This window comes from Nitratireductor pacificus pht-3B (assembly GCF_000300335.1).
GTDB classification, from domain to species: domain Bacteria; phylum Pseudomonadota; class Alphaproteobacteria; order Rhizobiales; family Rhizobiaceae; genus Nitratireductor; species Nitratireductor pacificus.
The window spans coordinates 57,583-83,685 of sequence record NZ_AMRM01000017.1 but is presented as its reverse complement, the minus strand read 5'-3'; the positions used below and the strand labels follow the sequence as shown (position 1 = coordinate 83,685).

Annotated in this window: 24 protein-coding genes and 1 pseudogene; 13 read left to right on the top strand and 12 right to left on the bottom strand. The window is 65.7% G+C overall.

Annotated features, from left to right (window positions below; translation table 11 throughout):
* A complete protein-coding gene (locus NA2_RS15260; protein WP_008597901.1) occupies positions 1-1,446 on the top strand; it encodes a glycosyltransferase in 1,446 nt (481 codons plus the stop codon).
* A 49-nt stretch (positions 1,447-1,495) separates the two neighbouring features.
* On the opposite strand, the gene NA2_RS15255 is transcribed toward NA2_RS15260, so the two are convergent.
* Positions 1,496-1,969, bottom strand: coding sequence for an Lrp/AsnC family transcriptional regulator (locus tag NA2_RS15255; protein ID WP_008597900.1), 474 nt, complete (start codon positions 1,967-1,969; stop codon positions 1,496-1,498).
* Between the two features lie 403 nt (positions 1,970-2,372).
* Between NA2_RS15255 and trxB the strand changes: the two genes are divergently transcribed.
* Positions 2,373-3,347, top strand: a complete 975-nt coding sequence (gene trxB / locus NA2_RS15245) for a thioredoxin-disulfide reductase (protein WP_008597899.1) — start codon at positions 2,373-2,375, stop codon at positions 3,345-3,347.
* A gap of 76 nt (positions 3,348-3,423) precedes the next feature.
* Positions 3,424-4,314, top strand: a complete 891-nt coding sequence (locus NA2_RS15240; RefSeq protein ID WP_008597898.1) for a LysR family transcriptional regulator — start codon at positions 3,424-3,426, stop codon at positions 4,312-4,314.
* Between the two features lie 245 nt (positions 4,315-4,559).
* On the opposite strand, the gene msrP is transcribed toward NA2_RS15240, so the two are convergent.
* From msrP to NA2_RS15220, 4 genes are all read right to left on the bottom strand, one after another.
* Entirely contained in the window at positions 4,560-5,531 is a 972-nt protein-coding gene (gene msrP / locus NA2_RS15235; protein ID WP_008597897.1) for a protein-methionine-sulfoxide reductase catalytic subunit MsrP, read from the bottom strand.
* Between the two features lie 108 nt (positions 5,532-5,639).
* A complete protein-coding gene (locus NA2_RS15230; protein WP_008597896.1) occupies positions 5,640-7,688 on the bottom strand; it encodes an elongation factor G in 2,049 nt (682 codons plus the stop codon).
* Between the two features lie 196 nt (positions 7,689-7,884).
* Positions 7,885-9,435: a putative bifunctional diguanylate cyclase/phosphodiesterase gene (locus NA2_RS15225; RefSeq protein ID WP_008597895.1), complete on the bottom strand. Its 1,551-nt coding sequence runs from the start codon at positions 9,433-9,435 to the stop codon at positions 7,885-7,887.
* Positions 9,436-9,559: 124 nt separating this feature from the next.
* Complete coding sequence (locus tag NA2_RS15220; protein WP_008597894.1) at positions 9,560-10,762, bottom strand: pyridoxal phosphate-dependent aminotransferase; 1,203 nt, start codon at positions 10,760-10,762, stop codon at positions 9,560-9,562.
* Positions 10,763-10,944: 182 nt separating this feature from the next.
* On the opposite strand from NA2_RS15220, the gene NA2_RS15215 reads away from it, so the two are divergent.
* Both NA2_RS15215 and NA2_RS15210 read left to right on the top strand, forming a co-directional pair.
* The gene (locus NA2_RS15215; RefSeq protein WP_008597893.1) at positions 10,945-11,877 is read left to right on the top strand and encodes an EAL domain-containing protein; all 933 of its coding nucleotides are present in this window, start codon (positions 10,945-10,947) and stop codon (positions 11,875-11,877) included.
* A gap of 3 nt (positions 11,878-11,880) precedes the next feature.
* Positions 11,881-12,756 carry an EAL domain-containing protein gene (locus tag NA2_RS15210; RefSeq protein WP_008597892.1) on the top strand — a complete coding sequence of 292 codons (876 nt, stop codon included), beginning with the start codon at positions 11,881-11,883 and terminating at the stop codon, positions 12,754-12,756.
* 43 nt (positions 12,757-12,799) lie between these two features.
* Here the strand turns inward: NA2_RS15210 and NA2_RS15205 are convergent, their stop codons facing one another.
* The 3 genes from NA2_RS15205 to NA2_RS15195 all read right to left on the bottom strand — a co-directional run bounded on the left by NA2_RS15205 (position 12,800) and on the right by NA2_RS15195 (position 14,444).
* Positions 12,800-13,294 carry a hypothetical protein gene (locus NA2_RS15205; RefSeq protein WP_040678114.1) on the bottom strand — a complete coding sequence of 165 codons (495 nt, stop codon included), beginning with the start codon at positions 13,292-13,294 and terminating at the stop codon, positions 12,800-12,802.
* 151 nt (positions 13,295-13,445) lie between these two features.
* Entirely contained in the window at positions 13,446-13,703 is a 258-nt protein-coding gene (locus tag NA2_RS15200; protein ID WP_008597890.1) for a hypothetical protein, read from the bottom strand.
* A gap of 186 nt (positions 13,704-13,889) precedes the next feature.
* A complete protein-coding gene (locus NA2_RS15195) occupies positions 13,890-14,444 on the bottom strand; it encodes a methylated-DNA--[protein]-cysteine S-methyltransferase (protein WP_008597889.1) in 555 nt (184 codons plus the stop codon).
* A 414-nt stretch (positions 14,445-14,858) separates the two neighbouring features.
* Between NA2_RS15195 and NA2_RS22505 the strand changes: the two are divergent.
* The 3 genes and pseudogenes from NA2_RS22505 to NA2_RS15180 form a co-directional block, all read left to right on the top strand.
* Positions 14,859-15,218 (top strand): annotated as a pseudogene (locus NA2_RS22505) (transglycosylase SLT domain-containing protein); the annotation flags it as partial.
* 189 nt (positions 15,219-15,407) lie between these two features.
* Positions 15,408-16,421: a daunorubicin resistance protein DrrA family ABC transporter ATP-binding protein gene (locus NA2_RS15185; protein WP_008597886.1), complete on the top strand. Its 1,014-nt coding sequence runs from the start codon at positions 15,408-15,410 to the stop codon at positions 16,419-16,421.
* Positions 16,418-17,254, top strand: coding sequence for an ABC transporter permease (locus NA2_RS15180; protein WP_008597885.1), 837 nt, complete (start codon positions 16,418-16,420; stop codon positions 17,252-17,254). Before NA2_RS15185 ends, NA2_RS15180 begins: the two co-directional genes overlap by 4 nt.
* Before the next feature lie 20 nt (positions 17,255-17,274).
* Here the strand turns inward: NA2_RS15180 and NA2_RS15175 are convergent, their stop codons facing one another.
* Entirely contained in the window at positions 17,275-18,246 is a 972-nt protein-coding gene (locus NA2_RS15175; protein WP_202803249.1) for an AraC family transcriptional regulator, read from the bottom strand.
* A gap of 152 nt (positions 18,247-18,398) precedes the next feature.
* Here NA2_RS15175 and NA2_RS15170 point away from each other — a divergent pair, with 152 nt between their 5' ends.
* Together NA2_RS15170 and NA2_RS15165 are read left to right on the top strand one after the other, a co-directional pair.
* On the top strand, positions 18,399-18,929 hold the full coding sequence (locus NA2_RS15170) for a DUF4142 domain-containing protein (protein ID WP_008597883.1): 531 nt from the start codon (positions 18,399-18,401) through the stop codon (positions 18,927-18,929).
* Positions 18,926-19,267 (top strand): cupredoxin domain-containing protein, encoded by a 342-nt coding sequence (locus NA2_RS15165; RefSeq protein ID WP_008597881.1) that lies wholly within the window; start codon positions 18,926-18,928, stop codon positions 19,265-19,267. Before NA2_RS15170 ends, NA2_RS15165 begins: the two co-directional genes overlap by 4 nt.
* 178 nt (positions 19,268-19,445) lie before the next feature.
* Here the strand turns inward: NA2_RS15165 and carB are convergent, their stop codons facing one another.
* Positions 19,446-22,940 (bottom strand): carbamoyl-phosphate synthase large subunit, encoded by a 3,495-nt coding sequence (carB, locus tag NA2_RS15160; protein ID WP_008597880.1) that lies wholly within the window; start codon positions 22,938-22,940, stop codon positions 19,446-19,448.
* A 250-nt stretch (positions 22,941-23,190) separates the two neighbouring features.
* On the opposite strand from carB, the gene NA2_RS15155 reads away from it, so the two are divergent.
* Together NA2_RS15155 and NA2_RS15150 are read left to right on the top strand one after the other, a co-directional pair.
* Positions 23,191-23,790, top strand: coding sequence for a TetR/AcrR family transcriptional regulator (locus tag NA2_RS15155; RefSeq protein WP_008597879.1), 600 nt, complete (start codon positions 23,191-23,193; stop codon positions 23,788-23,790).
* A gap of 56 nt (positions 23,791-23,846) precedes the next feature.
* The gene (locus NA2_RS15150) at positions 23,847-24,473 is read left to right on the top strand and encodes a LysE family translocator (protein ID WP_008597878.1); all 627 of its coding nucleotides are present in this window, start codon (positions 23,847-23,849) and stop codon (positions 24,471-24,473) included.
* A 14-nt stretch (positions 24,474-24,487) separates the two neighbouring features.
* Here the strand turns inward: NA2_RS15150 and NA2_RS15145 are convergent, their stop codons facing one another.
* A complete protein-coding gene (locus NA2_RS15145; protein WP_008597877.1) occupies positions 24,488-24,808 on the bottom strand; it encodes a DMT family transporter in 321 nt (106 codons plus the stop codon).
* A 49-nt stretch (positions 24,809-24,857) separates the two neighbouring features.
* Positions 24,858-25,199 carry an ArsR/SmtB family transcription factor gene (locus NA2_RS15140; protein WP_008597876.1) on the bottom strand — a complete coding sequence of 114 codons (342 nt, stop codon included), beginning with the start codon at positions 25,197-25,199 and terminating at the stop codon, positions 24,858-24,860.
* Between the two features lie 136 nt (positions 25,200-25,335).
* On the opposite strand from NA2_RS15140, the gene NA2_RS15135 reads away from it, so the two are divergent.
* Positions 25,336-25,965, top strand: a complete 630-nt coding sequence (locus NA2_RS15135) for an FMN-binding negative transcriptional regulator (protein WP_008597875.1) — start codon at positions 25,336-25,338, stop codon at positions 25,963-25,965.
* Positions 25,966-26,103 lie beyond the last annotated feature (138 nt).

Sequence of the window (26,103 nt, the reverse complement as noted above, 5' to 3'; positions counted from 1 at the left end):
ATGACGGGCACTCAGGTTTCCAGAACGAAATCACCGACAGTCTGGCTGGATGTCACCGGCATCGTGCGCTGGGGCGCGCAGCCCCCGACCGGTATCCAGCGTGTCGAGACCGTTATCTGCAAGCACGGGATGGAGATCGGAACGGTCGGCTTTGTCGCGTTTGACGGGGTTATCGGGAAGTATCGGCGCCTGTCGCGGATGGATCGCGCATTCCTTGACTTCATCATAAAGGGAAAATGGGCAACCGAGACGGGCGGCTATTGGGCACGCCTTCGTTCGGCGTTCGCCTTCCTGCCGGTCCAGTTCAACTATCAGGACAATGAGACCTCGCGACGTCTCGCCCATGCGGTTACCGGCTTCAGGGGGCGATCAGGTCCGGCATACGTCTTCGCGAAGACGGTGATCCGCCTGATCCAGTGGTCATACCTTCTCGGCCGTTTCTTCGTGCTTGGTGCCCGCAGGCTCCTCGCGGCGCTCGGCATCGGTGTGGCGAGTACCACGTTCGATGATGGTGGCGTCCTTCTCGTTTCGCACGAAGTCAACAATCATGGGTCGATCTCGACCGCCCTGAGCGCATCGGGGCTGGCAGGGGTCAATATCGTGCATGATTTGATTCCGGTGCTGATGCCGCAGTTGACGTCGTCACGTTTTACGCGGCGCATGGATTCGTTCTTTCGCCGGATTCTTGACGAGCCGGAACCGATCATCGCGGTGTCCGAGGCGACGCGGGATGATTTGCTCTCCTGGAACCGGGACGTGGTCGGAGCGGCATATCCTTACCGGGTGAAGGTCTGTCCGCTCGGCTCGGCCCTGGTGTCGACGGAAGGCGACAACGATCCGATCCCAGGCTTGTCGGGGCGCCGCTTTGCCGTGTTCTGTTCAACCTTCGATATCCGAAAAAACCAGCATCTTCTGGTCGCCGCCTGGGCTTGGCTTGCGCGCAATATCCCGGTCGAGAAACTCCCGGATCTGGTTCTGATCGGCCGGCGAGGCAACGCCACCCCGCTTGTCGAGGCAGAGCTTGAGAAGGCACCGGAACTCGCCGGTCGCGTGCATATCCTTTCGGGGATCAGCGACAGGCAGTTGCGCTGGGCTTACCGGAACGCGCATCTGGGCCTGTTTCCGTCCAGCGCCGAAGGCTGGGGGCTGGGCGTTTCCGAATGCATGGCGAACGGTCTGCCGGTCGTGCACGCGGACGTGCCTGCGCTGAAGGAAGCGGCACAAAAGCTGATGCCGGTCCTGCCGGCCGGCGATTTCGATGCGTGGGCCGCCACATTGAAGGATCTGTTCGAGCATCCCGAGAAGATCGACGCCCTGCGCGATCTGGTGGCGGAGCGCTACGATCACGGCACGCCGGAAGGGTTCGCCGGTTGCGTGATCTCCTACCTGCAGGCGCTCGCGGATACAGGTCTCGAAGCGGCCCGCAAGGACGGCGGGCAGGCTTGAGGGCAGGGTGGCGTCAGGATGACCTCGCCTGGCCGTGGGAAAAAATCGCTCAGTCGACAGCGACCAGACCCTCGTCCTTCACTTGCCGGATGGTCAGCGCCGTGCGCACCGTGTCGACATTGGGGGACGAGGTCAGGTTCTCGATGACGAAGGTCTGGAAGGTGGTGAGGTCGGTGGCGACGCAGTGGAGGAGGAAGTCGGAATCGCCCGACACCATCCAGGCGCGCCGGACGATCGGCCAGCCGCGGGTGCGCTCGGCGAAGGTCTTCAGTTCGGCGTCGGACTGATAGTGCAGGCCGATCAGGCAGAAGGCGACCACGTCGTAGCCCAGCGCCGGAGAGTTCAGGAGGGCGCGGTAGCCCTTGATGATGCCGTTGTCCTCGAGCCGCTTGACGCGGCGCAGGCAGGGCGGGGCGGATATGCCCACGCGGCGCGACAACTCGACATTGGTCATCTTGCCATCGGCCTGAAGCTCGCGAAGAATCTTCCAGTCGATTGCGTCAAGATCGGCCTTGAGCGGCATTGTCGTCCCTATTCTGTTGCTGGCCTGTTCTTGTTGCTGGCGCGCGAGAATCTGTCGCCGGCGCAACCAGAAACTAGGCCAAGCGGGAGCACAAGCCAAGCAAGGCCGGCGGGCGGCAGAGGGTCTATCCACCGTGATTAGCATGCCGCGTGCCGGGCAAATCGCCGACAGCGGCAATCGGTAGCTGTTGGAAACCCATTCCTCGCCTTGCGCAAACGGGTGGTGAATACTTAGATCATGCCCTCCGGTTCGTCCGGATGGCGGCGCGCAGGCGCGGCCCTCCCGGAAACCGGCGCTGTGTGCCGGACGTTTCCGCCGGCGCGCGGGGATGAATGCGGAATTGCCGGCGGCTGCGCGGATGCGCGCCACCGGCCGACAGGCCAGGAAGAAAGGACCCAGTCTCATGACACGTCGTCACGCGCCCGTTCTCATCGTCGGATCGGGGCCGGCCGGCTACACGGCGGCGATCTATGCCGCGCGCGCCATGCTGAAGCCGTTGCTCGTCGCCGGGCTGGAGCAGGGCGGCCAGTTGATGATCACGACGGACGTGGAGAACTATCCGGGCTTCGCCGAGCCGATCCAGGGTCCCTGGCTGATGGAGCAGATGCGCGCGCAGGCGGAGCATGTGGGTGCGGAGATCGCCAACGACCTGATCGTCGAGGCCGACATCTCATCGCGTCCGTTCCGCCTGAAGGGCGATTCCGGCACGGAATACACCTGCGACGCGCTGATCGTCGCCACCGGCGCCAAGGCCAAATGGCTGGGGCTGCCGTCGGAACAGACTTTCATGGGTTTTGGCGTCTCGGCCTGCGCCACCTGCGACGGGTTCTTCTACCGGGGCAAGGATGTAGCCGTCATCGGCGGCGGCAACACCGCCGTCGAGGAAGCGCTGTATCTCTCCAACCTGGCGAAGTCGGTGACGCTGGTCCACCGCCGCGACACGCTGCGCTCCGAGCGCATCCTGCAGGAGCGCCTGCTGGCGAAGGAGAACGTCAAGGTGCTCTGGGACACGGTGATCGACGAGATCACCGGAACGCCCGCCAAGCCGCCGATGCCGCCCTCCGTCACCGGGGTGCGCCTGAAGAACGTCAAGACCGACGAAACCAGCGATCTCGCCGTCGATGGCGTCTTCGTGGCGATCGGCCATGCGCCGGCGGTGGAACTGTTCAAGGGCAAGTTGAAGCAGAAGCCGAACGGGTATCTGTGGACGGAACCCGGCACGACGCAGACGGATGTGGCCGGCGTGTTCGCCGCAGGCGACGTCGCGGACGACATCTACCGCCAGGCGGTGACGGCCGCCGGATTGGGCTGCATGGCGGCGCTCGAAGCGGAGAAATATCTGGCCGCCCTCGAAACGCAACGGGAAGCGGCGGAGTAAAAAAGGGAACGAACCATCATAGAGGCGACAAACGCCTCCTATACGGGACACACGCCTGACAGAGGAGAACGAGGCGTTGGACTGGGACAAGCTCAGGGTTTTTCACGCCGCCGCAGAGGCCGGCTCGTTCACGCATGCCGCCGAGACGCTGCATCTGTCGCAGTCGGCCATTTCGCGGCAGGTCAGCGCGCTGGAGCTGGAAGTGGGCGTGCCGCTGTTCCACCGGCATGCGCGCGGGCTGGTGCTGACCGAGCAGGGCGAAATGCTCTACCGGACGGCGCACGAGGTGCTGATGCAGCTCGAAAGCGTGCGCGTGCGGCTGACGGAGGCGAAGGACCGGCCCTCGGGCCTCCTGAAGGTCTCGACGACTGTGGGGCTCGGCACGGGATGGCTGACGGAGCGCCTGCCGGAGTTCGTCGAGCTGTTTCCCGACATCCAGTTGCAGCTGATCCTCGACAATGAGGAGCTGGACCTGACGATGCGGCAGGCCGACTGCGCCATCCGCATGCGCCAGCCGCAGCAGCCGGACCTGATCCAGCGCAAGCTGTTCACCGTGCATTTCCACCTGTTCGCCTCTCCCTCCTATGTCAATCGCTACGGCAAGCCGACATCGATCAGCGATCTCGACAATCACCGGATCGTCACCTTCGGCGAGGCGGTGCCGGCGCATCTGAGCGACATGAACTGGCTGGAGACGGCGGGGCGACCGGAAGGGTCGAAGCGAATCGCCACGCTGCAGATCAACAACATCCTGTCGATCAAGCTCGCCGTGCAGCGCGGAGCGGGCATCGCGATGCTTCCTGACTACATGGTGGGCAAGAGCAACGATCTTGTGCAGCTCATGCCGGAGACCGCCGTGCCCTCGTTCGACACCTATTTCTGCTATCCGACCGTGATGAAGAATCAGGCCAAACTCCATGCATTCCGGGACTTTCTGATCTCGAAATCGCGCAGCTGGGCGTTCTGAGGAAGGCCGGTCCCGCAGACATATGCATCGGCATGCATTTTTGCATGGGTGAGTTGCAAAAACACGTGGTTGTTATTTAGGCTGCCATTGCCCATATCAAAGGCACTCCCGGGGGCGTTCTCCTCCCATTTGCCCCCGCGAGTGTTCCCCTCTGGAGGTTTCGCCTTTATGGCACTTCCAATGACTTAAGCCGGGTCTTCGTGATCCGGCTTTTTTTTCGCCGGCGTTCCGCTGCCCGGCGACGGTCACCTGTAGAGCGCCTCGTCCTCCCTTCCCGCATAGAGAGCGGCCACTTCGGGGCCGTAGCCGTTGAAGAGCTGCGTCGGCACGGTTTCGCCCGTGTGGAGCACGCGCTCCTCTGCCTGGCTCCAGCGGGGATGCGGGACCTCGGGGTTCACATTGGCCCAGAAACCGTACTCGCCGGCGGCGATCTCCTCCCAGAAGCTCACCGGCTGCTCGTCCGTGAAGGTGATCCGGCGGATCGACTTGATCGACTTGAAGCCGTATTTCCACGGGAGGGCGAGGCGCAGCGGCGCGCCGAACTGTTTCGCCAGCGGCTTGCTATAGGCGCCGGTCACGAGGAAGGCCAGATCGTTGGCGGCTTCCTCCATGGTCACGCCCTCGACATAGGGCCATGGATACCAGACCTGCTTCTGGCCGCCCGCAACCCCCGGGTCGTTGAAGGTTTCGAAGCGGACATAGCGGGCGGCGGATGTCGGCTTCGCGAATGCCAGCAGCGCCGAAAGGGGAAAGCCGGTCCACGGCACGGTCATCGACCAGGCTTCGACGCAGCGGTGGCGGTAAAGCCGCTCCTCCAGCGGCATCTTCCTCACAAGGTCCTCGAAGCCGATCGTCAGCGGCTTTTCGACAAGCCCGTCGATCGCGATATCCCAGGGATGGGTGGCAAGCGCCTGGGCGGCGCGCGCGATCTGCTTGTGCGAGCCGAATTCGTAGAAATTGTTGTAGGCGCTGCTGACCTCCTCCGGCGTCAGCGGCCGGTCGATCGTGTAGGCCGCGTTGCGGGAGGCTGGGTAGAGACCGGCGGTGCGGGCGGCCGCGTCGCCGCCGTCCTGAGCCCGCCCGGATGGCGGGAGAACGGCCGCGCCTGCGACCACGCCGAGCCCTTTCAGGAGCGCCCTGCGCCCCTCGAAGGCGGCCTCGGGGGTTGACTGGCTCTCGGCAAGAGCCCAGCGCGGGCGGCGGTGAATTGCGGGCATCGGCTCTCCCTTTCGGCCAGGCATGGTCGGCCAGCCTACTGATAGCGCCTCCGCCAAACGGCGCAAATCACGCCGTTTCACGATTCTGTGCCGCGCCGGGCCGCCGTGTCAGGCGGCCTTGCCGTGCCCGTTCATCGCGTCGTCCGCCAGCCTGCCGGTGAGCTCGGCCATGTGGTCGAAGCCGGCGCGATAGCTGGCGACGCCGGCCGTCGCCGAGCGCAGCTCGATGATCAGGTTTGCCGTCTCGGCCTCCGGCATCATGGCCTGCACGACGTCCCAGCCGTTCCATCCGGGCCGGGCATCGAAGCCGAGGATCTGGCCGCGCCGCTGCGAGACGATGGCGGTGACGCGGGCCGTGGCATCGGACGGCGTGTAGATCTCGACCTTCAGGACGGGTTCCAGCAGAACCGAGCTGCAGGCGGGGAGACCTTCCTTCATGGCGAGCCGGCCGGCGAGCTGGAACGCCATGTCCGAGGAATCCACCGAGTGGTAGGAACCGTCCGACAGGTTGACCGCCAGATCGACCACGGGGAAGCCGAGCGGTCCGTTCTTCAGATAGTCGCGGACACCGGTCTCGACCGAGGGGATGTACTGTTTCGGCACCACGCCGCCGGTGATCGTGTCGGTGAATTCGAAGCCGCTGCCGCGCGGCAGGGGGCGGATGTCGAGCACCACGTCGCCGAACTGGCCGTGGCCGCCCGACTGCTTCTTGTGGCGGCCCCGCTGCGTTGTGCCCTTACGGATGGTTTCGCGGTAGGGGATCGAGGGGGCGGCGGCATCGACGGGTATCTGGTATTTGCCCTCCAGCCGCTCGCGGGTGACGCGCAGATGCATCTCTCCATGGCCCGACAGAACGGTCTCGCCGGTCTCCTGACGCTGTTCCATGGCGAGCGAGGGATCCTCCTCGACCAGCTTCTGCAGGGCTAAGGAGAGTTTTGCCTCGTCCTTGCGTTCGCGCGGGCTGAGCGCCAGCGCATAGACCGGCTGCGGCGCTTCGGCGGAAACGAGCGGGGAGGGCGCGGTCTTGCCGGAGGAAAGCGTTTCGCCCGTGCGTATCCCGTCAAGCTTGCCGAGCGCCACGGTGTCGCCGGCGGCGGCGTTCGGGCGCTTGGCCTGCTCGCGGCCGAGCAGGTCGTAGATGCCCGAGACCTTGCAGGAGGCCGTGGCGCAGCGCAGTTCCATCGCGTCCGTCACCGAGCCGGAGAGGATGCGGGCGACGGACAGTTTTCCGCCATGCGGCGTGTGGATCGTCTTCAGCACCTGCGCAACCATTTCGCCGGTTTCCGCAAGGCCAAGCCGCGTCCGTGTCGCGGCCACGTCCGGCGCATCGTGGCGAATGGCCTTCAGCAGGCGCAGGATGCCGTTTCCCTTTTCCGCCGAGCCGATCAGGACCGGCGTAACCGTGCCGTCCCGCAGGTCGGCGGCAAGGTCGTCGAACACGGCGTCGCGGGGCGGCTCGATCTCCTCGAGCAACTGCTCCATCAGCGCGTCGTCGTGATCGGCGAGCGTCTCCAGCATGGAGAAGCGGGCTTCGACCTCGCGCGCCTGCTCGTCGCCCGGGATGGGGGCGATCTCGCTTGGCGCGTGCTCGCGGTAGATATAGGCGCGCTCCAGCGCCAGGTCGATCGAACCCGTGACGATGCCATTCTGCCGCAACGGAATCTGCCGCAGGAGGAGGGGTGCGGCGCTTGCCGGCTGCAGCATCTTCAGCGTTTCGCGCACGCCGGTTGCCGCATTCTCGATCTTATTCAGGAACAGCATGCGCGGGATGCCGAGCGCATCGAGCTTGTGCAGGATGAGTTGCAGTGCGGCGGTCTTCTTGTCGTCGGGCTCCGTCACTACGATGGCGAGATCGACCGCGGCCAGGACAGGATCGGCCTCGGACGCGAACTCGACGGAGCCGGGGCAATCGACGAAGGTGAGGCTTTCGTCCATGAAGCGGGTCGTGGCGATGGTCGCCTCGGTGCTCATCTGGTGCGCCTTCGCCTCGGGCGAATGGTCGCCCACCGTGCCGCCGGAGCCGGTTCGCGCCTGTTTCGCTATGGCGCCGGTGCGCTCCAGTATGGCTTCAAGCAGCGTCGTCTTGCCGCTGGCGAACGGACCGACAATGGCAATGCACTTCGGCCCGCTGGCTCTGTCTCCTGCACGTTTTCCCATGGTTTACCGGCCTCCTCTCACGCGTTTCCATGAGCGGCGGCCGGCCTTGCGGCCGTCGCGCGGTCACGGCGCGGTGCGGATGGCCCGGGGCTTCATGCGGCCCCGATAGAGATCCGTGCGCGGCACGAGATGCCGATGCGCCGTCTTTCCCCGAAAAACATCGTCACACGGCTTTCGCTTTTCGGCAAGAGGCGGCTCAGGCGATGAGGGCGAGCTGGGGTTTGCCGGGTTCGCGGCGCGGCGCCTCGTCGTGGCGCGCCTCGTTGTGCCGCAAAGCCTCCGGCCGGCCGAGCAGATAGCCCTGGAAGCGGTTGCAGCCGGCGGCGCGGGCGAGCTCGAATTCCATCTCCGTCTCGATGCCTTCCGCGACGATGGTCAGGCCCTGGATGCGGGCGATCTGCGTCAGGGCAGAGACGAACACCTGGGCGATGCGGTCGTCGCCCAGATTGCGGATGTAGCTGCGGTCGATCTTGATGGAGTCGATGGGCAGCGTCTTGATGTAGTTGAAGCCGCAATGGCCGGTGCCGAAATCGTCGAGGGCGACGTGGAAGCCCATGGCGCGCAGCTTCTCGATGCGGCCGATCACCTCGGGCGTCGCGGCGGTGGCGACGGTCTCGGTGATCTCCAGAATGAAGCGCTCGGCCTGGCAGCCGGTTTCCTCGAGCACGCGGGCGAGCATCTGGACCACCCCATCGCGTTTCAGCTGCTCGCCGGAGATGTTGATGCTGACGCGGCAGTCGGCGAACTGGCCGATGTCCAGGCAGGCGCGACGGAACACCCATTCGCCCAGAAGATCGATCAGGCTCGAACGCTCGGCCACGGGAACGAACTCGCCGGGCGAGATCATGCCGCGCGCGGGATGCCGCCAGCGGACCAGCCCCTCGACGGCGAAGCGCGTGCGGTCGGCGTTGATGACGGGCTGGTAGTGCAGTTCCAGCTCGTTGAGGTAGATCGCGGCGCGTAGTTCCCGCTCCATGAAGCGGCGCTGGCGCTTCTCCGACAGCATCTCCGGGTCGAACACGGTGACGCGCCCGCGCCCGGCACCCTTGCTCTCATAGAGGGCGAGATCGGCCAGGAGCGGCAGCTCCTTGGCGCTGCTTGCATGCTGCGGGGCGATTGCGATGCCGATCGATGCGCTGAGCGGCACCTGGTGCCCCTCGCGGGAACGGCCGCGCTGCAGCATGTCGAGCAGTTTTCCGGCGCGGGTCCGGCAGCGCGCCAGATCGTTGCCATACATCAGGATGGCGAATTCGTCGCCGCCGAGGCGCCCGATGGTGCAGTCGGGAAAGCAGTGGCGGGCGCAGGCGACGAGATGGGCCAGCGCCTCGTCGCCGAACTGGTGGCCAAACCCGTCGTTCAGCTGCTTGAAATGATCGACATCGACCAGGAGCAGCATCACCCGCCGGGGCCGGGTCAGGGAGCCGATGCTGGTGGTGAGTTCGTCGAGGAACCGCCCGCGCGTCAGGGCGCCCGTCAGGAGGTCCGTCTCGGTCAGCTTGTGCCGCTCCGCCTCGACGCGTGCCGCATGGCGCAACCGGTGAATGACGTTGCGCCGCAGATAGTCGAGAAGGGCGACGCCGGCCGAGGTCAGGACAAGGCAGATGACGAGAAGCCAGCCGGTGAGGGTGTTCTCCTGCGGCGGCAGCAGCATGGCCAGCGCGGCGGTCGCGGTGCCCGATATCAGAAGCGTCTGAACGCCAACGTAGACCGGCCCGCCATGCTTATGGACGGTGGCGAGAATGCTCATGCCCCCACTTGCTCCTCGTATTTTCCGATAGGGAGAAAGCAGGATCAGACGTTAACGGGGCGTTAAGACTATTGCGCCGCAAAGCGTTTTTTGCGGCGCAATAGATTCTTCGCGCCGGAAGGCGCTATTTGAGCGAGGCGGTGAAGCGCTGAATGCGCTCACAGGCCTGTTCGAGGAGCGTTTCCGACGTGGCGTAGGAGATGCGGAAATTCGGCCCGAGACCGAAGGCCGAACCATGCACGACCGCGACGCCCTCGGCCTCCAGCAGCTCGGAGACGAAGTCCTCGTCATTGCCGATGACCTTGCCCGAGGGGGCGGTCTTGCCGATCAGGCCGGCGCAGGACGGATAGACGTAGAACGCGCCTTCGGGAACCGGGCAGTTGATGCCGCGGGCCTGGTTCAACATCGACACGACGAGGTCGCGGCGGCCCTGGAAGATCGCCTTGTTCTTCGCCACGAAATCCTGCGGACCGTTCAGCGCCTCGACCGCCGCCCACTGGGCGATGCTGCAGGCCCCCGAGGTCTGCTGGCCCTGGATCATGTCCATGGCCTTGAGGAGCTCGAGCGGACCCGCGGCGTAGCCGATGCGCCAGCCGGTCATCGCGTAGGCTTTCGAGACGCCGTTCATCGTCAGCGTGCGGCCGATCAGCTTCGGCTCGACCTGGGCGATGGTGTAGAATTTGAAGTCGCCATAGGTGAGGTGCTCGTACATGTCGTCGGTCAGGACCCAGACATGCGGGTGGGCGAGCAGCACGTCGGCCAGCGCCTGCAGCTCGTCGCGGGTGTAGGCGGCGCCCGAGGGGTTCGAGGGCGAGTTCATGATCAGCCATTTGGTCTTCGGCGTGATCGCCTTTTCCAGCGCAGCGGCGGTGAGCTTGAAACCATTGTCGATGCTGGTCTCGGCGAAGACGGGCGTGCCGCCGCACAGGGAGACCATTTCGGGGTAGCTCACCCAGTAGGGGCGGGGAATGACGACTTCGTCGCCGGCGTTCAGCGTCGCCATGAAGGCGTTGAACAGCACCTGCTTGCCGCCGGTCGCGACGATGGTCTGCTTCCAGTCGTAGTCGAGATCGTTCTCGCGCTTGAACTTGGCGGCGATCGCCTCGCGCAGCGGCTGGATGCCGGAAACCGGCGTGTACTTCGTCTCGCCGCGCCGGATCGCCTCGACGGCCGCGTTCTTGACGTTGTCCGGCGTGTCGAAATCAGGCTCGCCCGCGCCAAGTCCGATGACGTCGCGGCCCTGCGTTTTCAGTTCGCGCGCCTTCTGGGAGACCGCAATGGTCGCAGAGGGTTTTACGCGTGAGAGGGCATCGGCGAGGAAAGCCATAATGAAAGCTCCGGTTCCGGTGAGATTTACGCTGTGTCCAGCGTCGCCCTACATGTCCGATCGCGCCGAGAATCGCAAGGCGCAACGCGCATTCGGCGATTGAACCAGACCGTTAACGGCCAATAAAGGCGTTCGGTGCGAGTGTTGGGCGGATTGATTCATGACGATTAGGGAAGCGCAGCATGTCGCGCAGCATCGGCCTGGCCCATATCATTCGCCAGCCGGACGGCACGGCGGTCGGCGTCTGGGGCGCCTACACGCTGAAAAGCGCCTTTCAGCCGATCTTCTCCTTCCGCGATGGAAGACTGCTCGCCACGGCCTATGAAGGGCTGGTGCGGCCCTTTCGCGATGGCCAGCCGGTGTCTCCCGGCATCTTCTTTTCCAGCGTGCCGGAGGTGGACCGGTTCCATGTGGAGACGCTGGCGCGGACGCTGCATCTGCTCAATGCGGGCGCCGACGCGAACTCCGGACTGGATCCGGAGGCCGCGCTGTTCGTCAATTTCGACCCCTCGCACTTCACCGGGGCGGCCGCCGGCAAGAGCGCGCTGCGCGACACGCAGATCGTCCTCAAGGAAGCCGGCATTGAGCCGGGGCGCGTGGTCTGCGAGATCACCGAGCAGGAGACCCGCTCGGACGAGACGCTGCTCGACTTCGTCAGGGCGCTGAAGGACTACGGCCACAGGGTCGCGGTCGACGATTATGGCGCCGAGAGTTCCGACATGCAGCGCATCGAGGCGCTGGCTCCCGACATCGTCAAGTTCGACGGCGAGTGGACAGGACGCCTGCTCGGCTCCGCTCCCGGCATCGCTCTCCTGACCGACATGGTCCAGGCCTTCTCGAAGCGGAACATCCGGACCGTCTTCGAGGGGATCGAGGACGGCCGCCAGGTGGAGCTCGCGGAGCAATGCGGTGTCTCGATGGTGCAGGGCTTCGCGCTGGCACGCCCGCAACTGGCGCCCACGGCGTTCAACGAGTTCAGGGCGGCGCGCGAGGCGGTGCGTCGCGAGATCCTGGCACGTCCGGCACTGGTGGCGGAGCGCGTCGAGCCGGAGATGGCGCCGCCGCAGACGAAAGCGCCACGGGCTGGCCGGGTTTTCGGCCGGCGCGGAGCCTGAACCATGGCGGCATTCAAGGTACCCGGCCTGCCCGAGGGCTCCATCATCGTCGACGAAATCGGGCTGGAGACCGGCCTGCTGGGACCATACCGGCTTAGGACCATGTATCAGCCGATCTTCCGCCTGTCGGGGAACATGCTGATCCCGGTCGGCGTCGAGGGTTTCGTCCAGCCCTGGCTCGACCAGGAGGCCATGGCGCCCGACGCCTTTCTGGCGGGCCTCGCCGTGGAGCGGCAGGGGCCTGCGAAATCGCTGTGCCGGGCGCTGCATATCGGCAATTTTCATCATGTGGGCATGGACGATCTCCAGCTTCACCTGAACTGCGACGTCGGTGCGCGCGGGGACCGGGAGGACGCCATTGCGCAGATGCGCTTCATGGCCGGACTGATCGTCGATGCCGACCTGATGCCGGACCATGTGTTCTGCGGCTTCATCGCGCGCGACGTTCGTGACGAGGATGTCCCGCAGCGGCTGTTGGAGGCGCTGCGCGATGCCGGACTGATGCTGGCGATCGACGATTTCGGTCCGGGGCATTCGGTGCTCGACCGGATCCAGCGGATCGGGCCGGACGTGGTCAAGGTCGACGGCGGCTGGTTTCGCAGGATCGCCGGGATCGACGCGGCGACGCGGCTGCTCGCCAAGCTGATCGGCGGTTTGCAGCGCGAGCGCGTGCAGGTGCTGATCAAGGGCATAGAGACCGCCGAGCACCTGAACGTGGCGCGCACGGTGGGCGCCGATCTGGTGCAGGGCTTTCTGCTCGGCAGGCCGGTGCGGGCCGGGATCGCGATCGACCCGGAGCCGATCGACATCGCGCGCTTCTTCCGCGATCCAGGCGAGGTGATCGTGCCGCTGCGCGAGCGTGGCGGACGCGGCGAGTGAGCCGCGCCGGCCCCGCAAAGTCACCGGGGCGTCATATCGCCTGTCACGCGGCGGCGTTCCGCCCTTCGTCGGATGCTTCGTTCTCCCGATAGGCGGCGATGACGGACCGGAGATCGCTGCGCGGGCTGTCGTCGTGGCGCAGGAGGGCCAGAGCCTCGGATGCCTTCGGCGCGGCCATCTCGTCGATCATGCGCGAGACACGCTCGTTCTCCTGCATGGCCAAAGCGGCCCGGCGGGCCCAATCGTCGTCGAGCGCCTCGACACCCATGTCCACCGTCTCCGGAACGATGGCGCCGCCGGCGGCCCAGGACGGAATCCTGCCGGGTTCGCCGCCGACCTGACCGGGGTCGTGCGGCGCGGGATCTTCCACCTGACCATGACCGGGATCGCCCGCAGCATTGCCGGGATCGTTGCCCACCGGCGGTGCCGGTGTCGATTCCTGCGGCGGTTCCTGCGGTGGTTCTTGGCCGCGCGGCGGGATGACGGGATTGAGAATGCCGCCGATGATCGGCAGATTGACGATGGTGTTCAAAAGCACGACGCGCTCCCCCTGAAGGTCGTTTTGTCACATGCGAATGCAGATGGTTGCATTCGATGTGCGTATTCTACCTTGAGGGTGTGTCGATCAGGTGTTCCGCAGAACCGGGAATTAAGTCAAATGCGCGCGTTTGCCGCAATGCCGGCTTCACTCACGCGGCGGCGCGGTTCTTCCCGTCGCCCTGTGACTGGCGCTGGCTTTCGCTTGCGCCGGAAGTCTGCGCAGCCGGCTTCGGAAGCGCCCGGAGCACCGCGTTCAGAAGATCGACATCGACATAGAAGAGGCGGGACAGTTCCACGGCGACGCGGTCCCGCGGGACGCCCTTTCCCATAAGGCGCAGCACCTCCGTCATCATGGAGGTGGGGTCGATCAATCGATTCTTGATGCCGTTGTCGGCGGAGTGGTGCATGAGAAAATCCCTGCCGGATCTCATTTCCTGACGCGGTACACCAGACGCTGAACGGGAATGCCGCCGGCAAGATGGCTGGCTGACGGCAAGAATGTGTCGGTCCACGGAAAAGAGAACCGAACTCCGAATCATCTTTATTATGCGCTCTGAAAACTGGTGCGCAAGAGCCGCGATTCAACCAGCGCGCTAGAAGGCGAAGCTGGCCTGCGCAGGCTCGGCATCGGGCGAACGGGCGTTCTCCAGCGCCAGCATCTTCTGCTTGGTGGCGACGCCGCCGGGTGCAGAAAATCCACCGATCCTGCCGCCGGCGGCCAGCACACGGTGGCAGGGAATGATCAGGGGCAGGGGGTTGCGCCCCATCGCCATGCCGGTCTCGCGGGCGGCGTTGGGAAAGCCGGCCCGCGCGCACAGGCCGCCATAGGTGACGGTCTCGCCAAAGGCGAGCTTGCGCATGGCTGCATAGAGCGCCCGGCGGAAGGGATCGACGCCTGCCAGGTCGACCGGCACATGGGAGAAGTCTTCCCTGGAACCGCTGAAATAACGGCGGGCGGCATCGACCAGATCCGCCATGGCGCCCTCCGGCTCGGCGGCCTGCGATGCCGGCAGGTGTCTCGTGATCTGGCCCGTCACCATCGCCGGCTCCGCCATGGGCAGCGTGAAGCGGGCCAGCCCTTCGCTCGTCCAGCCGGCGCCGCAGAAGCCGAACGCGGTTTCGAACACATGATGGCCGGGTGCAGGCATGGGAATGTCGTCCGGAGATTGAGCAGCGTCCGAGGATAGCACCGATCCGCTCCGGTACAAAGAGTGAACGCCCGATCTGCTGACAATGATTGCCAGGATTGCCCGGGCAGGATAAAACCCGCGCGGGCGGAGGCATATCGATTGGATGGAACGGTCTTGGCCTTGTTTTCCCGGTTTTTCGCTTTCGGCGTACTGATCGCCCTGCCGCTCGGCGCGGGGTGCACGACAAATGCGGCTTCCGTTTCGGCGCCTGTCGCCGAGACGGCGGAGACGGAGCTGGCCGCCAACAGTCTCGTCGCGGAGCAGGATGCGGAGATCAACAACCCGGTCGTGCCCGACGCCTTCGCCGGGCAACGGCCGCCGTCGGCGGCCCTGACGGCGCTCGAGGCGGGTGCCGGTGTCGATCCGGTGGCACCGCGCAGCGCCGAGCTCGACGCGCTGATCGCCCGCTACGCCGCGCATTACGCCGTTCCCGAGCGCCTGGTGCGGCGCGTCGTCAAGCGCGAGAGCAATTTCGACCCCTCGGCGCGCAACCGCATCTACTGGGGCCTGATGCAGATCCGGCACGATACGGCGCAGACCATGGGCTATCGCGGACCCGCATCGGGGCTTCTCGACGCGGAAACGAACCTGAAATATGCAGTCAAGTATCTGCGCGGGGCCTATCTGACGGCGGACGGGAACGAGGATCAGGCGGTGCGGTTCTACGCGCGCGGCTATTATTACGACGCCAAGCGCAAGGGCATTTTGCGGGAGACCGGCCTGCGCAACTGACGCGGCAGGAAGTGTCAGGAAAGCAACCGGACCGGTTGCCGCCAGCTTCAAGAACCCGCCCAAGGTGGTGTATGTCTCCGCGCCAGCCTTGCTCCCCGGCCGCGTTTCGAGAGCGGCCCGGAACCATCGGCTGTCGGATTTCGAAAGGTCGAGGCGTCCTTGCGAGGGCAGCTTTCCTGGAGGTGGACCATGAATGATGCAACACCGGCGCGCGCGCTGTCGACCGTGGGCGAAGCCGTTCCGCTGGCGATTTCCGTGCGCGGGCTCGTCAAGCATTTCGCCGACGTCAAGGCGGTGGACGGGATCGATCTCGATGTGCCGCGCGGCATGATCTTCGCCATTCTCGGCCCGAACGGGGCGGGCAAGACGACGCTGATCCGCATTCTGGCGACGCTGCAGAAGCCCGATGCCGGATCGGCGCGGATCATGGACCACGATCTGGCCGCAGAGCCGCACGCGGTGCGCGGGGCCATCGCCATGACAGGTCAGTTCGCGTCGCTCGACGAGGATCTGACGGGGCGCGAGAACCTGATCATGCTGGCACGCCTGTGGGGCTTCGCCGGCCGGCGGGCGAAGGCGCGGGCCGATGAACTGCTTGCCGCCTTCGAGCTTTCGGATGCGGCGAAGAAGCAGGTCAAATCCTATTCCGGCGGCATGCGGCGGAGGCTCGACATCGCCGCCTCGCTGATCGTCACGCCGGGCGTCCTGTTCCTTGACGAGCCGACCACCGGCCTCGACCCGAAAGCGCGCCAGGGCGTGTGGAAGATGATCCGCGGACTGGCGGAATCGGGCGTCACGATCCTGCTCACCACGCAGTATCTGGAGGAAGCCGACCAGCTTGCCGCGCGGATCGCCGTCATCGATCACGGCAAGAAGATCGCAGAGGGGACGAGCCGCGAACTGAAGTCGACCATCGGCTCGGGCTTCCTGCATGTAGCGCTGGCGGACACGACACAGCTCGACGCGGCGGAAGCGCTGCTTGCCAAGCGACTGAACAACACCGTCCAGCGCAGCGCGGAAGGCGCGCAGCTCTCCATCGTCGCGGGATCGCCGAAGGAGGCGAACGAGGCGCTGGCAGCGCTGATCGCCGAGGGCATCGAGCTGTCCGATTTCTCCATGGGCTCGCCCAGCCTCGACGAGGTGTTTTTTGCCCTGACGGGACAGCCGCTGGAAGACGAAGCGAAGGAGGAGGAGACCCGATGAGCGAGACCAGTTCGAGCCTGTCCCCGGCGGCTCTGTCCCCGGCGACCCTGTCCAATGTGGCGCGTCCGCCGCAACCTTCCGGTTTCTCCAACGCGCTGGTGTTCGGCTGGCGGGCGATCCTGAAGTTCAAGCATGTGCCTGAACAGTTGTTCGACCTGATCATGACGCCGCTGATGTTCACGCTGCTGTTCACCTTCGTGTTCGGCGGCGCACTGGCGGGATCGACCGGCGATTACCTGCAGTTCTTCCTGCCCGGCATCCTGGTGCAGACGGTGGTGTTCAACTCGGTCTATTCCGGAATGGGCCTGTCCACAGACCTGTCGAAGGGGCTGTTCGAACGGTTCCGGTCGCTGCCGATCTGGTCGCTGGCGCCGTTCGCCGGACTGATGGTCGGCGATGTCCTGCGCCATCTGATCGCCGGTATGATCATCCTGTCGATCGGCCTCGTCATGGGGTTCCGGCCGGAGGCGGGGGTGCCGGGCGTGATCGCCTCGTTCCTGCTGCTTCTTGCGATCGGTTTCGGCACGGGCTGGATCTTCATCGTGCTCGGCCTCCTGATCCGCGCGCCGATGACCGTGATGACGATCGGCTTCACCTTCATCTTCCCGCTGGTCTTCGCCTCCAACATCATGGTGCGGCCTGAGACCATGCCCGGCTGGCTGCAGGCCTTCGTCAACAACAACCCCGTGTCGTACATGACGACGGCGCTACGCGGGTTGATGGCGGGTACCGCGACGGGCGGCGAGATCCTGCTGGCGCTTCTGGCGCCGGCGGTGTTGACCGTGGTGCTGGCGCCGGTGGTGCTTTGGCTCTATCGGCGCGACCAGGGGTGAGGCTGCGCAAGGCGCCGCTCTCAGGTGAGGCCTGAGGATAGCCTGACGGCGCGGCGGTATGCGGCCGGAGCCGTGGCCTGGTGCTTCTTGAAGACCCGGCTGAAGGCGGCTTCGGACCCGTATCCGACGCGCTCGGCGATCTCGATGATGGGCTCGCTCGTGCGCGCCAGAAGCTGGCGGGCAAGCTGCATGCGCCAATAGGTGACATAGGCCATCGGCGTCATGCGCATGCAGTGCGCGAAGCGGGAAACGAACGCGGTGCGCGACATGCCGCCGGTCCGCGCGAGCGCCTCCAGTGTCCAGCCGAACCCGGGGTTCTGATGGATCGCCGTCAGGGCCAGCGCGATGTGTGCATCCGCGATGCCGGCCAGCACGGGCCGCTCCGCCCCCGCTGTCGCAAGATAGGTGCGCAGGGCCTGCGCAAAGATGATCTCCGACAGTTTCAGGGCGATCAGATCGCCGCCCAGGCCGCCGCGTCCCGCCTCGGCTCCGATAACCTTCAGCGTCTCTGCCATCCATGAGCCCGCGGCTTCGCCGTAATTGGCGATGTGGATGTGGCTGGGAAGCGCGTCGAGCAGCAGGGTGCCGGCATCCGGGCCGAAGGCGAAGTGGCCGCAGACCAGTTGCGTGGCATGGTCCGTGCCGGTGGGGCCGTAGACCAGCGCGCCCTTGCCGGTGAAGCCCGATTCCCGCACGACACGTTCGAGCTGGACGGCCTCGTTCTCGGTCTTCGGGTCGCAGTAAAGCGTGTGGGCGGCGCCGCGCATGATGATGATCAGGTCGCCCTGCTCGAGCAGGACGGGCGGTTCGTCGGGAACGATCCGGACGAGGCAGCGGCCTTTGTGGGCGAAGTGGAAACGCGCGACGTTCTCGAACGAGGGCACGCGGACGCTCCACGGGGAGGTGAAGGCCGTCCGGAAATAGAGCGTTCCGGACAGGCGCATGTGGGAAAGGATGTCGCTCAGCAGGTCCATCGTTCGATCATTGGCCATGGTTCCTTACTGAAAGTCCATTGAAGAATCTTGGTATGTACGATCAATCAATTTTTCCGGACTTTTCGTCATTCATAGATCGGTTCTTTTGTCGTTCGATCCGTTTCAGCGGCGGCAATCGGCCTGCCGCAGCCGAATGGAGGAATGAACCGATGAACCATCTCAAGGCAATCCTGTTCGCCGGCATCGCCGGCTTCTGCCTTGCCGGCGCAGTACAGGCTCAGGAGCCCGCCGAACTCGACGACCTCGAAATCGCCCATGTGGCCTATGTGGCCGACAACATCGACATCCGTTACGCGCATCTGGCGCTGGCCATTTCCGACAATCCGGACATTCGCGCCTTCGCCGAAACGATGATCCGCGACCACACGGCGGTCAACGAGCAGGCGCTCGCCCTGCTTGCCAAGCTCGGCGCAGAGGCGAAGGACAACGCGCTCAGCCGGTCGCTCCTGGAGAACGCGGGCAAGTTGATCGACGAGATGAGCGGCCTGCGCGGCGCGGCATTCGACAAGCGCTATGCGGAGAACGAGCTGGCTTATCACCAGGCGGTGAACGATCTGGTGGAGAACAGCTTCATCCCCAACATCGAGAACGCCGAGGTGAAGGCGCTGTTCGAGGCCGGGCTGGCGATCTTCAAGACGCATCAGGGCCATGCCGAGATGATGGTCGGGAAGCTGCAATGAGCGGCTGGACCAGACGCTCCGCTCTTCGCCTTGCCGGGGCGGCCTTCGCCGCCATGGCGAGGCGGCCGGCGCAGGCGCATAACGGGCATGCGCATCACAGGGTCGAGATTCGCGGGCTGAAGTTCGTGCCCGACGTCCTGACCGTGCGGCCGGAGGACACTGTGACCTTCGTCAACCGCGACATCGCTCCGCATACGGCGACGGCGAGCGACCAAAGCTGGGATACCGGCACGCTTGCGAGGGATGCGGAGGCAACCATCACGGTCACGGCCGGGATGACACAAGCCTATTTCTGCAGGTTTCATCCGATGATGAAAGGAGAACTGCAGCCCGGATAGAGCAGTCAGGTGGAGACGTCTGACGTCCGCATGAATGCGGAAGAACGGGAAGATCGAGCGCCTCGTCCGGGATCGTCACGGGTCACGCGTCCGGCGGATGAAAGGCGTCAATGGCGGCTCGGGCCGAAAGCGCCGTCCTCATGCCCGATAGGGGGATGAGGACGGTGTGCGTTCGGCCTCAGAAATAGCTCTGAAGCGGCCTGACCTCGAGGCTTCCCGCCTTCAGCGCGGCGATCGCCTCGGCGACGGCCTCGGCGCCGGCCATGGTGGTGTAGTAGGGCACCTTCTGCATCAGGGTCGCGCGGCGGAGCGATTTGGAATCCGACACCGCCTTCTGGCCGTCGGTCGTGTTGAAGACGAGCTGGACCTGGCGGTTGCGGATGGCGTCCTCGATGTGCGGGCGGCCTTCCAGCACCTTGTTGATCTTCTCGGCCTCGACGCCATTCTCGCGCAGGAAACGCGCCGTGCCGGACGTGGCCAGCACGTGCCAGCCGAGATCGGCGAGGCGCTTGACGGCCGGCAGCACGCGCGGCTTGTCCTCGTCGCGTACGGCGACGAACAGCGTGCCCGAACGGGGCAGGTCGACGCCGGCGCCGAGCTGCGCCTTGGCGAAGGCGAGCGCGTAGTCGTAGTCGAGACCCATCACCTCGCCGGTCGATTTCATCTCCGGCCCGAGCAGCGTATCGACACCGGGGAAGCGGGCGAAGGGGAACACCGCTTCCTTGACAGCGATGTGGCCCGGATTGCGGATGTCGGGCATCGCGCCGTAATGGGCGAAGGCATTCTCCAGGCTCTCTCCCGACATGATGCGGGCGGCGATCTTGGCGATGGGCTTGCCGATGGTTTTCGCCACGAAGGGGACCGTGCGCGAGGCGCGCGGATTGACCTCGAGCACGTAGACCTCGCCGTTCTTGACGGCGTACTGCACGTTCATCAGGCCGCCGACGCTCAGCGCGCGGGCGAGCGCCGAGGTCTGGCGCTCCAGCTCGTCGACCAGCTCGGGCGCCAGCGAATGGACGGGGAGCGAGCAGGCGCTATCGCCTGAATGGATGCCCGCCTCCTCGATGTGCTCCATGATGCCGGAGACGAAGGTTTCCTTGCCGTCGGACAGACAGTCGACGTCGACCTCGATGGCCTCGGTCAGATAGGTGTCGAACAGGAGCGGGTTCTTCGACAGGAGCGTGTTGATCTGGCCGGTCTTGTCCGCCGGGTATTTCTGGCGGATTTCTTCAGGGACCAGTCCGGGCACGGTGTCGAGCAGATAGGTCTGCAGCATGCCGTCATTGTGGATGATCTGCATGGCGCGGCCGCCCAGCACATAGGACGGGCGCACGACCAGCGGGAAGCCAAGCTCGCCGGCGACGACGCGGGCCTGCTCGACGGAATAGGCGATGCCGTTCTTCGGCTGCTTCAGGCCGAGCTTGATGAGCAGCTTCTGGAAGCGGTCGCGGTCCTCGGCCAGGTCGATCATGTCGGGCGCGGTACCGAGGATCGGAATTCCGGCCTTCTCCAGCGCCTCGGCGAGCTTCAGCGGGGTCTGGCCGCCGAACTGGACGATGACGCCGTGCAGCGTGCCGGCCTGCTGCTCGGCGCGCAGGATCTCCAGCACGTCCTCCGGCGTCAGCGGCTCGAAATAGAGGCGGTCGGATGTGTCGTAGTCGGTCGAGACCGTTTCCGGGTTGCAGTTGACCATGATCGATTCATAGCCGGCGTCGGCCAGCGCGAAGGCGGCGTGACAGCAGCAATAGTCGAACTCGATGCCCTGGCCGATGCGGTTCGGGCCGCCGCCGAGGATGACGACCTTCTTGCGGTCGGAGACGCGGGCCTCGTCGGCCGGCGCGCCGGCGAAGGGCGCTTCATAGGTCGAGTACATGTAGGCGGTGGGCGCGGCGAACTCGGCGGCGCAGGTGTCGATGCGCTTGAAGACGGGATGGACGCCAAGCGAATGGCGTTTCTTTTGAATCTCTTCCGTCTCTTTCTTCGTGAGGGAGGCGAGGCGGGCGTCGGAGAAGCCCATGGCCTTCAGCATGCGCAGGTTCTGCGCGTCCTCGGGCAGGCCGTGCTCGCGGATGCGGGCCTCCATGGCGATGATGGCGGCGATCTGCTCCAGGAACCAGGGGTCGATCTGGCACATGGCGTGGACGTCTTCCAGGCTGGTGCCCATGCGGATCGCTTCGGCCACCATGCGCAGCCGGTCGGGCGTGGCCGTGCCGAGCGCGGCTCGGACGGCGTTCTTGTTCTCCGAGGGATCGCCATCGGCGGCGTAGCCGGGGATCTCGATCTCGTCGAGGCCGGTCAGGCCGGTTTCCAGACCGCGCAGGGCCTTCTGGAGCGATTCGGCGAAGGTGCGGCCGATGGCCATCACTTCGCCGACCGACTTCATGGCCGTCGACAGGACCGGTTCGGAGCCGGGGAATTTTTCGAAGGCGAAGCGCGGGATCTTGGTGACGACGTAGTCGATGGACGGCTCGAAGGAGGCGGGGGTGGCGCCGCCCGTGATGTCGTTCTCAAGCTCGTCGAGCGTGTAGCCGACGGCGAGCTTCGCGGCGACCTTGGCGATCGGGAAGCCGGTCGCCTTCGAGGCGAGCGCGGAGGATCGGGAGACGCGCGGGTTCATCTCGATGACGACGAGCCGGCCGTCGGCGGGATTGACGGCGAACTGGACGTTCGAGCCGCCGGTCTCGACGCCGATCTCGCGCAGCACCGCGATCGAGGCGTTGCGCATCACCTGATATTCCTTGTCGGTCAGCGTGAGGGCCGGCGCGACGGTGATGGAATCGCCCGTGTGGACGCCCATCGGATCAAGGTTCTCGATCGAGCAGATGATGATGCAATTGTCCGCGCGGTCGCGGACGACCTCCATCTCGTATTCCTTCCAGCCGAGGATCGATTCCTCGATCAGCACCTCGGTGGTGGGGGAGGCGTCGAGGCCCGACTGGACGATGTCGAAGAATTCCTGGCGGTTGTAGGCGATGCCGCCGCCCGTTCCGCCGAGCGTGAAGGAGGGGCGGATGATGGCCGGCAGGCCGACATGGTCGAGCGCCTGGGCGGCGATGCCCATGGCGTGGTTCATGTAGCGCTGCTTGCGGTCGCCTTCGCCGAGGTTCCAGTCGTTCTCGAGCTTGTCGAGCGCGGTGTCGAGCGCATCGCCCGACAGGGCGGATTTCAGCTCCTTGCGGCGCGCCTCGTGCTGCTGGCGGTCGGCGTTCTTCACGTCGGTGGCGTTGGCCAGCATCGAGCGGGGCGTCTCCAGGCCGATCTTGGCCATGGCCTCGCGGAACAGGGCGCGGTCCTCGGCCTTGTCGATGGCGTCGGGCTGGGCGCCGATCATCTCGACATTGTAGCGCTCGAGGACGCCCATGCGGCGCAGCGACAGCGCCGTGTTGAGGGCCGTCTGGCCGCCCATGGTGGGCAGCAGCGCGTCCGGCCGTTCCTTGGCGATGATCTTGGCGACGACTTCCGGGGTGATCGGCTCGACATAGGTGGCGTCGGCCAGTTCCGGATCGGTCATGATGGTGGCCGGGTTGGAGTTGACCAGAACGACGCGGTAGCCCTCCTCCTTCAGCGCCTTGACGGCCTGGGTTCCCGAATAGTCGAACTCGCAGGCCTGGCCGATGACGATGGGGCCGGCCCCGATGATCAGGATCGACTTGATGTCGGTGCGTTTTGGCATGCGAGGTTCCGTTCGTGGTGCGTGCGCAGGGCGCCCCCTCCACGCGTGCGGGAGGGCCAAGCGAAAATTGTCAGGCTAAGCGCGCCTTATAGGGAATGGTGACGGGGGACGGAACCCCGAAAATGACGTTCGGGCGAGGTGACGCGGCCTGTGGACGATTTCGCGGCCGCCATGCCCTCGATTCAGGGCTGGAAGCGGCCGGTTGCGGGCCGCGCTGGACAGGGGATGCCGTTCCGCGCGATAGATGCGTATGGACAGGTCGGCCGGGAGCAACGACACGCGCACGCGCATCCTCGCTGCGGCGGAGGCTCTGTTGCGCCGGCACGGACCGGCCAAGACCAATGTGGTCGACGTGGCGCGGGCGCTCGGAATGAGCCATGCCAATGTCTACCGGCATTTCGCCAGCAAGGCGGCGCTGATGGACACGCTGGTCGATCGCTGGCTCAAGCGCGGCGTCGACGAGCTGACGGCCATCGCCGAGGGGCCGGGCGCCGCCGACGAACGCCTGGCCGACTGGGTGCTTGCCCAGATCGCCATCAAGCGGGCGCGGGTGCTGGACGACCCGGAGATGTTCGAGGCCTATCACGCGGCCGCCGAGGCGCGCAGCGCGGTGGCGCAGGCCTATGTGGACGGACAGCGCGGGGTTCTTGTCGGAATGATCCGCGAAGGGGTCGAAACGGGGGTCTTTCCGAAACTCGATCCCGAAGCGGCGGCCGATGCGCTGGTGGCCGCCATGACCCGCTTCTTCCATCCCTATTTCCTCAAGCTGGACGGCGATGCGCCGAAGGAGGCCGAGGCGCGACGCGTGCTGGCAATCATGATCGCGGGAATGAAGGCCGGCGCGGTCTGAGGGAAACGGCATTTTTCCGGCTTGCGGGCCGGGGGAACTCATGTCAGCTTCCCGGCATGGCAACCGACGTTCATCTCCCCTTGATCCTGCTCGCCGCGCTGATCGCCACGTGCAGCCCCGGACCCGCGACGCTGACCATCGCGGGGACCTCGATGATGCATGGCAGGCGGTTCGGACTGGCACTCGCCGCCGGGGTGATGACGGGATCGCTCATGTGGTCGGTGGCGGCGGCCCTCGGCCTTGGCGCGCTGATGCTGGCGAGCGGCTGGGTTTTCGAGGTGATGCGCTATCTCGGCGCATGCTACCTGCTCTATCTTGCCTACAAATCGGCTCGCTCGGCGCTGACGCCCGGCCGGATGGAGGCCCGGCGGATCGCCACGCCGACGCTCCGCTCCGCCTTTGGCAGGGGACTGGCGCTGCATCTCACCAATCCCAAGGCCATCCTGTTCTTCGGCGCGCTTTATTCGCTCGGCCTGCCGCAGGACGCATCGGGATCGGCGCTGGCGCTGGTGATCGTCGCCGTCGGGCTGCAGAGCGCCTGCGTCTTCTTCGGCTACGCGATGCTGTTCTCCACGCCGCCGATGGTGGCGGGCTATGCACGGCTGCGCCGCTGGCTGGAAGCAGCCTTCGCACTCGCCTTCGGCGCCGCAAGCCTGAAAATCCTCACCGCACGGCTCGGCTGAGGCAGATTTCCGCCTCAGTGGCCCGAGGTGAGCTTCAGCCCGATCATGCCGGCAAGCAGCAGCCCGGCGCTCAGGAGGCGGCCGGCGGTGACCGGCTCGCCCATCACGACGATGCCGACCAGTAAGGCGCCGACCGCACCGATGCCCGTCCAGATGGCATAGGCGGTGCCGAGCGGCAGGGAGCGCATGGCGACCGCGAGCAGCCAGAAGCTGCCGATCATCGCGACGACCATGATGGCGGTCGGCACCAGCCGGGTGAAGCCCTCCGATTCCTTCATGAAGCTCGCCCAGACGACTTCGAGAAGTCCGGCGACGCCGAGATAGAGCCAAGCCATTGGGTATCGGTCCTTTTCTGGGGAACGGTCCTGTCGCAGACCGGGGAACTCAGGTGGCCGCGGCGGCGCGTTTCTCGGGCGGCGGCAGGGTGACGGCCGTGGCGATGATGCTGTCGAGCAGTCCGGGGAAACGCGCGTCCAGATCGTCGCGGCGCAGGGTGATCAGGCGCGACGTGCCGCTTGGCTCCACGCGGATGATGCCGGCCTCGCGCATCTTGGCGAAGTGGTAGGACAGGTTCGACTTCGATGCGAGATCGATGAAGTTCGAACAGGTCATCGCCTTGCCTTCCCGGCGCGCCAGATCACCCAGGATCGCCAGCCGGGTCTGGTCGCCGAGAACGGCAAGCACAGTGGGAAGGCTGATCTGGTCTATGGTCGGGTGCGGCGGCATGGTGCAATGAAGGTAAGAGATTCCGCCGGCAATGCAAGGTACCGGGCAAGGTGTCTGGCAAGGTGCCGGCGGAGCAGGCCGCGCAGCCCGCATTGCCCTTGAATGCGGAGTGCCGACAAGAGCAGGGAGCCGCCTCATGTATGTGCCGCCCGCATTCAAGGAAGAGGATCAGGCCGCGCTCCACGAGGCGATGCGGACTGCCCGGCTGGCCAGTTTCGTGACAGCCACGGCCGAGGGCCTTATGGCCACGCCGCTGCCGCTGTTCCTCGACCCCGGCGAGGGCGCGCATGGGGTGCTCTACGGGCATCTGGCGCGCGCCAATCCGCAATGGACAGTGCCGCCGGTCGGCGAGGCGATGGCGCTTTTCGCGGGTCCCGATGCCTATGTCACGCCATCCTGGTATGCGACCAAGCAGGAGAGCGGCAAGGTGGTCCCCACATGGAACTATGTGGCGGTGCATACCTATGGCGAAGCGGAGTTCTTCGACGATCCCGAACGGCTCCTGGACGTGGTCCAGCGCCTGACCGTCCTGCATGAAGGCGCGCGACCCGATCCGTGGTCGGTGACGGACGCGCCGGAAACCTTCATCAAGGCGCAGTTGCGCGGCATCGTCGGCCTGCGCCTGCCGATCAGCCGCATCGAGGGCAAGCGCAAGATGAGCCAGAACCGCAACGCGGCAGACCGAGGCGGAGTGGCGCGAGGCCTCGCCGAAAGCGACCGCGCCAGCGACCGGGAGGTGGCCGCGATGATCCCGACACAGGGCTAAAGGCGCGGTCCGCGCCGCGTCGGAATGCTCCGCCTGACAGGAGCAGGCAGGAGCTCTTCCGGCCGAGCCACAAACCGATTGACAGAGCGACCTTAAGGTTCGATTGTTCAAAAACTTTTGAACAAAGGATCTTTCCAG

Coding starts and splice junctions, on each gene's coding strand:
- NA2_RS15175 (WP_202803249.1), bottom strand. CDS start 18,246: ATGGCCAATGATCGAACGATGGACCTGCTGAGCGACATCCTTTCCCAC.
- NA2_RS15155 (WP_008597879.1), top strand. CDS start 23,191: ATGGACAGGTCGGCCGGGAGCAACGACACGCGCACGCGCATCCTCGCT.
- NA2_RS15140 (WP_008597876.1), bottom strand. CDS start 25,199: ATGCCGCCGCACCCGACCATAGACCAGATCAGCCTTCCCACTGTGCTT.
- NA2_RS15185 (WP_008597886.1), top strand. CDS start 15,408: ATGAATGATGCAACACCGGCGCGCGCGCTGTCGACCGTGGGCGAAGCC.
- NA2_RS15195 (WP_008597889.1), bottom strand. CDS start 14,444: ATGCCTGCACCCGGCCATCATGTGTTCGAAACCGCGTTCGGCTTCTGC.
- trxB (WP_008597899.1), top strand. CDS start 2,373: ATGACACGTCGTCACGCGCCCGTTCTCATCGTCGGATCGGGGCCGGCC.
- NA2_RS15255 (WP_008597900.1), bottom strand. CDS start 1,969: ATGCCGCTCAAGGCCGATCTTGACGCAATCGACTGGAAGATTCTTCGC.
- msrP (WP_008597897.1), bottom strand. CDS start 5,531: ATGCCCGCAATTCACCGCCGCCCGCGCTGGGCTCTTGCCGAGAGCCAG.
- NA2_RS15165 (WP_008597881.1), top strand. CDS start 18,926: ATGAGCGGCTGGACCAGACGCTCCGCTCTTCGCCTTGCCGGGGCGGCC.
- NA2_RS15225 (WP_008597895.1), bottom strand. CDS start 9,435: ATGAGCATTCTCGCCACCGTCCATAAGCATGGCGGGCCGGTCTACGTT.
- NA2_RS15150 (WP_008597878.1), top strand. CDS start 23,847: ATGGCAACCGACGTTCATCTCCCCTTGATCCTGCTCGCCGCGCTGATC.
- NA2_RS15135 (WP_008597875.1), top strand. CDS start 25,336: ATGTATGTGCCGCCCGCATTCAAGGAAGAGGATCAGGCCGCGCTCCAC.
- NA2_RS15145 (WP_008597877.1), bottom strand. CDS start 24,808: ATGGCTTGGCTCTATCTCGGCGTCGCCGGACTTCTCGAAGTCGTCTGG.
- NA2_RS15215 (WP_008597893.1), top strand. CDS start 10,945: ATGTCGCGCAGCATCGGCCTGGCCCATATCATTCGCCAGCCGGACGGC.
- NA2_RS15200 (WP_008597890.1), bottom strand. CDS start 13,703: ATGCACCACTCCGCCGACAACGGCATCAAGAATCGATTGATCGACCCC.
- NA2_RS15170 (WP_008597883.1), top strand. CDS start 18,399: ATGAACCATCTCAAGGCAATCCTGTTCGCCGGCATCGCCGGCTTCTGC.
- NA2_RS15180 (WP_008597885.1), top strand. CDS start 16,418: ATGAGCGAGACCAGTTCGAGCCTGTCCCCGGCGGCTCTGTCCCCGGCG.
- NA2_RS15260 (WP_008597901.1), top strand. CDS start 1: ATGACGGGCACTCAGGTTTCCAGAACGAAATCACCGACAGTCTGGCTG.
- NA2_RS15220 (WP_008597894.1), bottom strand. CDS start 10,762: ATGGCTTTCCTCGCCGATGCCCTCTCACGCGTAAAACCCTCTGCGACC.
- NA2_RS15210 (WP_008597892.1), top strand. CDS start 11,881: ATGGCGGCATTCAAGGTACCCGGCCTGCCCGAGGGCTCCATCATCGTC.
- carB (WP_008597880.1), bottom strand. CDS start 22,940: ATGCCAAAACGCACCGACATCAAGTCGATCCTGATCATCGGGGCCGGC.
- NA2_RS15230 (WP_008597896.1), bottom strand. CDS start 7,688: ATGGGAAAACGTGCAGGAGACAGAGCCAGCGGGCCGAAGTGCATTGCC.